Origin of the sequence: Acetobacter pasteurianus subsp. pasteurianus LMG 1262 = NBRC 106471, assembly GCF_000285275.1 — a bacterium.
In the GTDB taxonomy this organism is placed as follows: Bacteria; Pseudomonadota; Alphaproteobacteria; order Acetobacterales; family Acetobacteraceae; genus Acetobacter; species Acetobacter pasteurianus.
Genome location: NZ_CADO01000046.1, coordinates 1 through 8,161, shown reverse-complemented (window position 1 = coordinate 8,161; position 8,161 = coordinate 1). Strand labels below are relative to the sequence as shown.

The window sequence follows — 8,161 nt, the reverse complement described above, 5'->3', positions numbered from 1 at the left end:
GACTGAATTCTACAAAATGACCCGAAATTGCCTCAAGTGTGAGAAATCCGCGTCCAGCCCACCTTCCAGATTTTCACGCCAGACAGAGGTCCGCTGGAGTTTATCGGCCGTGCGGATATAGAACATGAGAAAACGGTCTATATATTTTATCAGAGTTTCTGAATCGATGTCGGTTGCAAACAGTTCCGCATGGCGCGGCCGCATGCCGCCATTACCGCAGACATAAAGGTTCCAGCCGTTTTCTGTGGCGATAACCCCCACATCCTTGCTCTGTGCTTCCGCACATTCACGCGTGCAGCCAGAAACCGCAAACTTGAGTTTATGGGGCGAGCGCAACCCCTTGTAGCGGTTTTCCAGATCAAGGGCCTTGCCCACACTATCCTGCACACCGTAACGACACCATGTGCTCCCCACGCATGATTTTACGGTGCGGGTGGACTTGCCGTAAGCCTGCCCCGTTTCAAACCCTGCATCGAGCAGTTCGGTCCAGATTTCTGGCAACTGGTGCAGTTGCGCGCCAAACAGGTCGATCCTCTGCCCACCGGTAATTTTGGTGTAGAGATCATATTTTTTTGCAACCTGACCAAGCACGATCAGCTTGTCCGGTGTAATTTCCCCCCCGGCTATGCGTGGCACAACCGAGTAGGTGCCGTTCTTTTGCATATTGGCCATGAACGTGTCGTTCGTGTCCTGCAGGGGAATATACAGCGGGTCGGTTATGGGCTTGTTCCAGGCCGAAGCCAGAATGGACCCAACCGCAGGTTTGCAGATGTCGCACCCCAGACCGCCATGGCCATGCTGCTGCATCAGCTCTTCAAATGTCTGGATACCGTGCACCCGGACCAGAGAATACAGCTCCTGCCGGGTATGGGAAAAATGCTCGCACAGGCTGCGATCAACCGTAATGCCTCGGCTTTCCAGCTCCGTTTCAAAAACACTTTTCAAAAGGGCGGCGCACCCGCCGCACCCTGTGCTGGCTTTTGTGGTCTGCTTGAGTTCCCCCAGATCAGTGCATCCAGCATCTATTGTTGCGCAGATCGCCCCTTTGGTCACGTTATGGCATGAGCAGACCATGGCCGTATCGGGCAGGGCATCGGCCCCCAGCAGTTCCGCCCCTTCCCCACGCGGGAGAATAAGTGCTGCCGGGTCGGCCGGGGGTTTGATCGCGTTCTGCACGTACTGGAGAATGGTGTCATAATACGAATTATCCCCCACCAGCACGGCACCCAGAACACGGGCACCATCCCCAGACAGCACAAGCCGCCTGTAGGTGCCATCTGCCTCGCCTATAAAGCGGTAGCTCCTACTCCCCGGTGTTGCCCCGTAGGCATCGCCAATGGAGCCCACATCCACGCCCTGCAATTTGAGCTTGGTGGACATGTCTGCCCCGGTAAAAGCCGCTTCCTCGCCTGCCAGAATGGACGCAACCGTGCGGGCCATGGCATAGCCGGGCGCAACCAGACCAAAAACCTGTCCCTGCCAGGAGGCACATTCTCCAACGGCAAAAATGGCCGGGTCTGACGTACGGCAGCTCTGGTCAATCACAATACCGCCGCGTGCCTCCACCTCCAGCCCGCACTCACGCCCAAGCTGGTCCTGCGCACGAATACCGGCGGAAAACACCACCATATCGGTTTCAAGGAACGTATCGTCTGCAAAAATCAGGCGGTGCCGGCAGGTCTGCCCCGGCACAATCTGCTTTGTGGCGTGGGAGGTGCGCACATCTATCCCCAATGCCTCAATCCGGCATTTGAGCGCATCCCCGCCTTCCTTATCCAGCTGGGCAGACATAAGGTGCCCACCAAGCTGGATAACGCTTGTGTGCAGGCCCAGTATTCTCAGGGCATTGGCGGCCTCCAGCCCAAGCAGACCACCCCCGATAACCGTGCCGTGCTGAGCACCCTGTGCTGCTGCGCGGATAAGGTCCAGATCTTCCAGATTCCGGTAAACAAGCCCTGCCGTACCGGTATTTCCGGGCACCGGAGGCACAAAGGGGATGGAGCCGGTTGCCAGAATCAGGGTTGTGTACTGCAAAGCGCCTTCTGCACTGTGTACGGTCTGTGCCTGCCGGTTTATGCTGCTCACGCGCACCCCACGGTGCAGGGTAATGCCGTGTGCTGCATGAAAATCTTCCGCATGCAGGCGCAGGGCCAGCGCATCCTGCCCGGTCATGTATTCGGTCAGGTGCACGCGGTCATATGCATCGTGCAGTTCCTCGCCAAATACGTGGATGGCGCAATTTTCGTGCAGGCCGTGCATGACCAGCTGTTCTGCACAGTAGTGCCCCACCATGCCATTGCCGATGATAACGATAGTGCCGGTAGTGGCCATGGTCAGTAACTCCTCGCAATTTGGGAACAGGGGGTGACAACGCAAATGCCCATATGCGCGCAAGGCTGCCCGGAAGCGTGCAACCGCCCCCGCAGGAGGCGTGCACACAGGGAAAGACGCATGTTACAGAAAACAGAATGGGAAAAACGCTGCACCATTATGGAACGGTTCCTGCGTTTGCACTGTGTGCAAACACGCCTTGTTCAGGCCAAGGAGCCGCCGTTGACCCCTGAACAACTCGCCGTTAACCCGTTACCACCGCCGTTGACGGTAACTGTTATGGGATGCTTCCAATTAGTTCCTTACACGAAATAAAATAAATAGTGAACCACATATCACGCCAAAAGCTGCCCCGGCTCATGGCATACGGACCTAGAACTTGAACTCCATGGTCTGCATATAAAACATGCCGCTTTTGGCCCCGGCCTCCCGCATGCCGTGGGATGAAGCAAAACCTGCAATATCGTGCGTCCATGTAAAATGCGGGGCAAAACTCCAGGCAACCTGCACCTGGGGAGAAACACCAACAAAGCCACCATGCAGGTTATTGCGCCAGGCATAGGTCTTGCCTGTTCCGTAAACGGCGTCCTGTGTGCTCTCACGCCAGAAAGCAGGCACGTGCAGCCTCAGGCGCAGGTTGGGTCTGGGGGCGGCTGTAATCAGCGGGCCAACCCCCACAAGGTTCTGGGATGTCAGGGCGAGTGTAACATCGTTATAATATGGCAATGCGACATACGGTGTTGCAAAAGTGCCAACTGCACCATTCTTGCTGTTGTAATTCCCGCCGGAAAACACATCGGCCTGAATCCCGAAAGAAGGCTTACCCAGAAGGTTTTTTGCATTCCAGCTAATACTGCCGTTAACCGCAAATGCCCGGACCGGACGGGTTTGCGCATCCTTTTGCGCGGGACGAAACTGCCCACCCTGAAAAACCCCGGTCAGATTAACATCAAACGGACCGGCATTCCCCCATAAACGCCCGCCTATATTATCCCGGCGGGTGGAGCCTGCTTCCGTCTTGCCTGCCTGAGCAAGAGGCAGGGCCGCATTGGCACCGTTAAACAGGTAGCCAAGAAAAAACACATCGGCAAAAAGCTGGCTCTTCTGCTTCATAAAAGAAAATGATGGCAGTGCCGTGGATGTGTAGGCGCCATACATGCGGGCATTGTAACTTGTGCCATCTGCAAACACATCAATCGGCTTTTTATTGGTCTGCATGAAGTCAAACAGATCAACACGAAAGGACTTCCACACCGCGTAGCCCCGCACGCCATCCCATGTCTGCTGCACGTTAGGCAGGTCACGGGCCGACTGCATGGAAACCGGCGCATCCACAAATACCTGCCGCCCGCCAATAACCCCCATGCTTGCCCCCAGCAGATGCCCCTTTACCTCCAGAATCCCCTGCTGAAGGTCCAGCCGCTCGCGCTGTGTGCCTGCCTGATACCCGTAGTAATTGGAGCCACCGGCCACACCCCACAAAAACTCGGCGTATGCGCGCACATGTTCACCAAGATGCAGGTCTGCACCATACATGTTGCGCAACAGCACGCGGTTGGCGTTGGTTTTACCTGCTGTGCCCATCATGGGCTGGTTTTCAAACACATAGCGTAGCCGCTCCTCCCCGCTCAGGGAGAGCCAGATACTGCCTGTGTTGTTCAGGCGTATGTATTTAAGGCGATTGAACCAGTCCTTATTTCTTTTCGATACCGGAACGTTTTCGAGATCACTCCAGTCCTCGGCCCAGCGGACCTGCCCAAAGCCTGCCATTGTTCCAAAGCCGCTGGCAGCCTGCTTGCCTGCGTTGAACACCCCCCAATCCTGTGTATGGGGGATGTGCCCCGCCGCTTTTGCGGGTTTGGGCGTGTTGTTTTTCTCCACCGCCACAATGGTCTGGCGTGCAGTCGGGGCTGTATCCTGCGCGGGAGCACTGGCAGCCTGCGCCAAGGCGGGGTGTATCCCCACAGTGCCCAGCAGCACAGCCGCATGAACCGAGATTGGCCAGGTCTGAAAAAGGGCGTACCTGGGGCGCACGCGATTCTTGTTCAAGGCCACGTGTCATAATCCGTGGCTGTAAGGAAGATCAGGAAATTGCGGAAAGGCCGGTCGTGTCAGACCCATGTGCATCGGCTGGTTTGTTCCAGCTTCTGCGGCAGATGGAGACGCAGACAAGAGCCACCAGAGCGATACCGGCAAAAGCCAGAAACCCCAGACTATAAGACCCCGTTGCCTGCCGTGCGGCTCCCAGAGAGGAGGCCAGATAAAACCCGCCAACCCCACCGCTCATGCCGACCAGCCCGGTCAATATGCCCACCTGCTGTGCAAAACGTGTGGGAACAAGCTGGAAAACGGCACCATTCCCCAGACCCAGCACCAGCATGCCCGCAAAAAAAGCGGGGAACGCGAGCCAGATCGTAGGCAGCCCCAAACCGATCAGGCCAAAAATAACGGTTGCGGCCCCATAGAGTATGCACAGCGCACGCTCGCCCCCAATACGGTCTGCCAGTGCGCCACCCAGCGGGCGGATAAAGGAACCAGCAAACACCACCAGCGCGGTGCAGCTCCCTGCCACTGCGGGGGAAAGACCATACTGGTCATTAAAATAGATGGTCAGGAAGGAGGCCAGCCCAACAAAGCCGCCAAATGTTACGCCGTAAAAGAACATCAGGGCCCAGCAATCGGCTTTTTTCAAAACCGGGAGCCACGCCACAAGGCCGGCACTCGGGCGGCGGGGTGGTTCTTTGGCAAGATAGATAAAGGCACACAGCACAAGAACAAGCGGCAGCGTGGCCAGCCCGAACACGTTGGTCCAGCCATAAAGGGCCGCAAGCCCGGGCGCGAACAGGGAGGCAAGCGCCGTGCCGGAATTACCAGCCCCGGCAATACCCAGTGCCGTGCCCTGATACTGCGGAGGATACCAGCCAGATGCCAAAGGCAGAGCAACAGCAAAGGAAGCCCCGGCCACACCCAGAACAAAAGCTACGGGAAACAGACCGGCATAACTATGTGGTGCCAGCACCCACGTTGCGGCAAGCCCTGCAATAACAAAGGACTGCATGCCTATGGCAACACGGCGCGGGCCATAATGGTCAACCAGTGCGCCAGCAACAACCCGCAGCAAAGCACCTGCAAGCACAGGCATGGCCACCAGAAGCCCCTTCTGGCCGGAGTTCAGGTGCAGGTCATGTGATATGGCTATGCCAAGCGGCCCAAGCAGCACCCAGACCATGAAAGACACATCAAAATAAAGAAAAGCAGCAAGCAGAGTGCGGGGATGACCAGCTTTGAGGAAACCTCTATCCATAACACTAATACCTAGTGCCGGACTAAACGTCAGGCACGCCCACCATGGGTAAGAAGGCCATCATTGGCCCCCAATGTAGATATCATCATGACCTTATGGATCGAATGCCAGCGTTGACATTTACCAGATCTGACCCAAGGATGACGGCATATCATTCCGATGTCAAAATGTTTCTGTGCGCAGGCGACATCCTGGCAGGATGCTGTTTGTTTTTTGCCACACAGGCCGCGCAAGGTGCCAAGCCATGCAGCAGCAAGACACTCTGCGAAGAGTGCAGTCCATTCAAAATGTTTTTAAAGAAGTCCGCCCTGAGCAATTCTGCGCAGCTTATTGGCATCACGCACAACCAGCATCTGGCGGGAGCGGGCCAAAAGCCCCACCTTCTCCCACGCGGCCAGCAGGCGGCTGGCGGTATAGAGCGTTGTGCCCGCCAGTTCCGCCACATCCCTGCGGCGCAGGGGAATACAAATCTCACAAGCCCCGGCCTGCACGGCGCCACTCTGCTCAACCAGCATAAGCAGGGCATGGACAATGCGCTGCTCTGCGCTCTGGGTTGCCATTTCACGCAGGCGGTTTTGAACATTGGCAAGCCGCTGCCCGACCATGCCGATAATGTTGATCGCAATTTGCGGGGAGTTCATGGTCAGCGCCATAAAGTCCGCTTTTGACCAGCTTGCAATATGCGAGGGCATCGCTGTTTCAGCATCCGCCGGGTAATACCCTTCGGTAAACAGTGCGACGGTGCCAAACATCTCCCCCGGTGCAATCATGCGCATGAGTGCCTGCGCGCCATCGCTCCCGATCTGGCGGATACGCACCGCCCCCACAAGCACCGCATAAGCCCGTTGCGCCACCGCTCCCTGCGTGAACACACCAGCCCCACCGGGCAGAACATCAACCCGCGCCAAAGACGCAACATGCGCTGCCACTTCGGGCGGCAACCCCTTTACCAGACCCAGTGCGCATATGGCCCTGACCGTATTCTGCGAAGGCGTTTTTTGCTCAGACATGCCATGACCCATACACCCCTTATGCCGCGCAGGGTATTGTGTCACGCATACGATCAGACCGGCGACCAGCCATGGCTACCCGCCACCGCACCAAAAACGGTTACCAGCCCCAGAACCAGCAGAACAATATGCGCGCGATGCAAGGCGGCAAAAGCGGCATCCAGGTCACGCTTTGCCCAGACATTAAAGCGCCGGTGGAGAACAAGAGGCTCCGCAATAAACAGAACAATGGCAAACACCAGCCACAACCCCACCATGGCGTGCATCCACCAGAAACCGGGTTCAGCAAAACGGGCCCAGAGGTCCATTTTCATGACCATAACAAGCCCGCTCAGCCCGACCAGAACCACAGCACTGCGCGCCTGCCACACAAAACGGCGCTCAAAAGCCTGAAAAGCCGCAAGCCGGTCCGCCCCGAACACACCACAGCGCAGGGCAGGCAAAGCCGCTGTTGTCGCCATGGAGACCCCGCCAATCCAGATCACGACCCCGATCACGTGCAGTGCCCGGGCAATTGCCAGTTCGTTCATCCATCCCTCCTTGGGAAGATTGCCATATTTGCCTGTCTCACCATATTTCTACTGCGTTGGGGGCGTGCCGGGTTTGCGCTGACGCAACCTTTCTGCCAGTCGCATCAGATAGACTGTGCTCAACATCAGGCTGTTAAGGAGGCTCATATTATGAGCAGGCTGCCACTAAACGAGGACGGGCTGGCAACACTTGTAGACGCCTTTTACACACGTGTGCGCGCGGACCCCAAGCTTGGCCCCATTTTTGAAGATGCCGTGACCAACTGGCCTGAGCACCTGCAAACGCTCACGGCTTTCTGGTCTTCCGTCATGCTGGGTACCGGGCGTTACAAAGGCCAGCCAGTGCCCGTGCATATGCAGCACCGTGACCGGATTACGCCAGAACTGTTTGATCGGTGGCTGGCACTATGGGGTGAGACCACCTCCACACACATGCCAGCAGATGTAGCCGCTGTTCTACAGGACAAGGCAGCCAACATTGCCAGAAGCTTGCAGCTTGCACTCTCTTTTTACGCCAAACGGACCATGCCCCAGCGCAACACAGCACCTTGAGGCGCTGTTCCCCGAAAAGTGATACCTATGACCGAAGCCCTGCCCTATCGCTCCACGCCCGTATTCGATCAGGACACGCTACCTGCTGCTTTGCGCACGCGCCATAATACCAAGGCGGGTGTGTGGGGCGTGATCCGTGTGCTTGAGGGGGAGTTGAAGCTCACTTATCTGGCCCCTCCATCTGAACTTCTGCTGACACCCGCCACCCCCGGCCTGATCGAACCGCAGCAGCCTCATTTTGTAACACCCATGGGCAAGGTGGCGATGAGGGTGGATTTTTACGATCAGCCCCCTCCCCCTTCCGCGTTCTCTGCCCCCCAGTCCTGAACAGGTGGAGGGATCGAAGAACCCTTGATTGATGTGCTTGGCTCGTGATTTCAGGGTTTTGGCGATTTGATTGACGGTTTTTGCGATGGCGTCCAGTCTGCGTTTTG

Annotated in this window: 6 protein-coding genes and 1 pseudogene; 2 read left to right on the top strand and 5 right to left on the bottom strand. The window is 57.1% G+C overall.

Features of this window, described 5'->3' with window-relative positions:
* Positions 1-51: 51 nt before the first annotated feature.
* The 5 genes and pseudogenes from nirB to APA10_RS08845 form a co-directional block, all read right to left on the bottom strand.
* A pseudogene (gene nirB / locus APA10_RS08870) lies at positions 52-2,331 on the bottom strand (nitrite reductase large subunit NirB); the annotation flags it as partial.
* 372 nt (positions 2,332-2,703) lie between these two features.
* On the bottom strand, positions 2,704-4,311 hold the full coding sequence (locus APA10_RS08860) for an alginate export family protein (protein ID WP_003631120.1): 1,608 nt from the start codon (positions 4,309-4,311) through the stop codon (positions 2,704-2,706).
* A 103-nt stretch (positions 4,312-4,414) separates the two neighbouring features.
* Entirely contained in the window at positions 4,415-5,635 is a 1,221-nt protein-coding gene (locus tag APA10_RS08855; protein ID WP_019088891.1) for a nitrate/nitrite transporter, read from the bottom strand.
* Between the two features lie 293 nt (positions 5,636-5,928).
* A complete protein-coding gene (locus tag APA10_RS08850; RefSeq protein WP_250697679.1) occupies positions 5,929-6,645 on the bottom strand; it encodes a Crp/Fnr family transcriptional regulator in 717 nt (238 codons plus the stop codon).
* A 53-nt stretch (positions 6,646-6,698) separates the two neighbouring features.
* Positions 6,699-7,175 (bottom strand): hypothetical protein, encoded by a 477-nt coding sequence (locus APA10_RS08845; RefSeq protein ID WP_035367528.1) that lies wholly within the window; start codon positions 7,173-7,175, stop codon positions 6,699-6,701.
* A 150-nt stretch (positions 7,176-7,325) separates the two neighbouring features.
* Here APA10_RS08845 and APA10_RS08840 point away from each other — a divergent pair, with 150 nt between their 5' ends.
* Together APA10_RS08840 and APA10_RS08835 are read left to right on the top strand one after the other, a co-directional pair.
* Positions 7,326-7,727, top strand: coding sequence for a group III truncated hemoglobin (locus APA10_RS08840; RefSeq protein ID WP_019088888.1), 402 nt, complete (start codon positions 7,326-7,328; stop codon positions 7,725-7,727).
* Between the two features lie 27 nt (positions 7,728-7,754).
* Positions 7,755-8,054, top strand: coding sequence for a DUF1971 domain-containing protein (locus APA10_RS08835; protein ID WP_012813195.1), 300 nt, complete (start codon positions 7,755-7,757; stop codon positions 8,052-8,054).
* Positions 8,055-8,161 lie beyond the last annotated feature (107 nt).

Bases quoted from the DNA above. Each gene is read 5' to 3' on its own strand.
- APA10_RS08855 (WP_019088891.1), bottom strand. From the start codon at position 5,635: ATGGATAGAGGTTTCCTCAAAGCTGGTCATCCCCGCACTCTGCTTGCT.
- APA10_RS08850 (WP_250697679.1), bottom strand. From the start codon at position 6,645: ATGTCTGAGCAAAAAACGCCTTCGCAGAATACGGTCAGGGCCATATGC.
- APA10_RS08845 (WP_035367528.1), bottom strand. From the start codon at position 7,175: ATGAACGAACTGGCAATTGCCCGGGCACTGCACGTGATCGGGGTCGTG.
- APA10_RS08840 (WP_019088888.1), top strand. From the start codon at position 7,326: ATGAGCAGGCTGCCACTAAACGAGGACGGGCTGGCAACACTTGTAGAC.
- APA10_RS08835 (WP_012813195.1), top strand. From the start codon at position 7,755: ATGACCGAAGCCCTGCCCTATCGCTCCACGCCCGTATTCGATCAGGAC.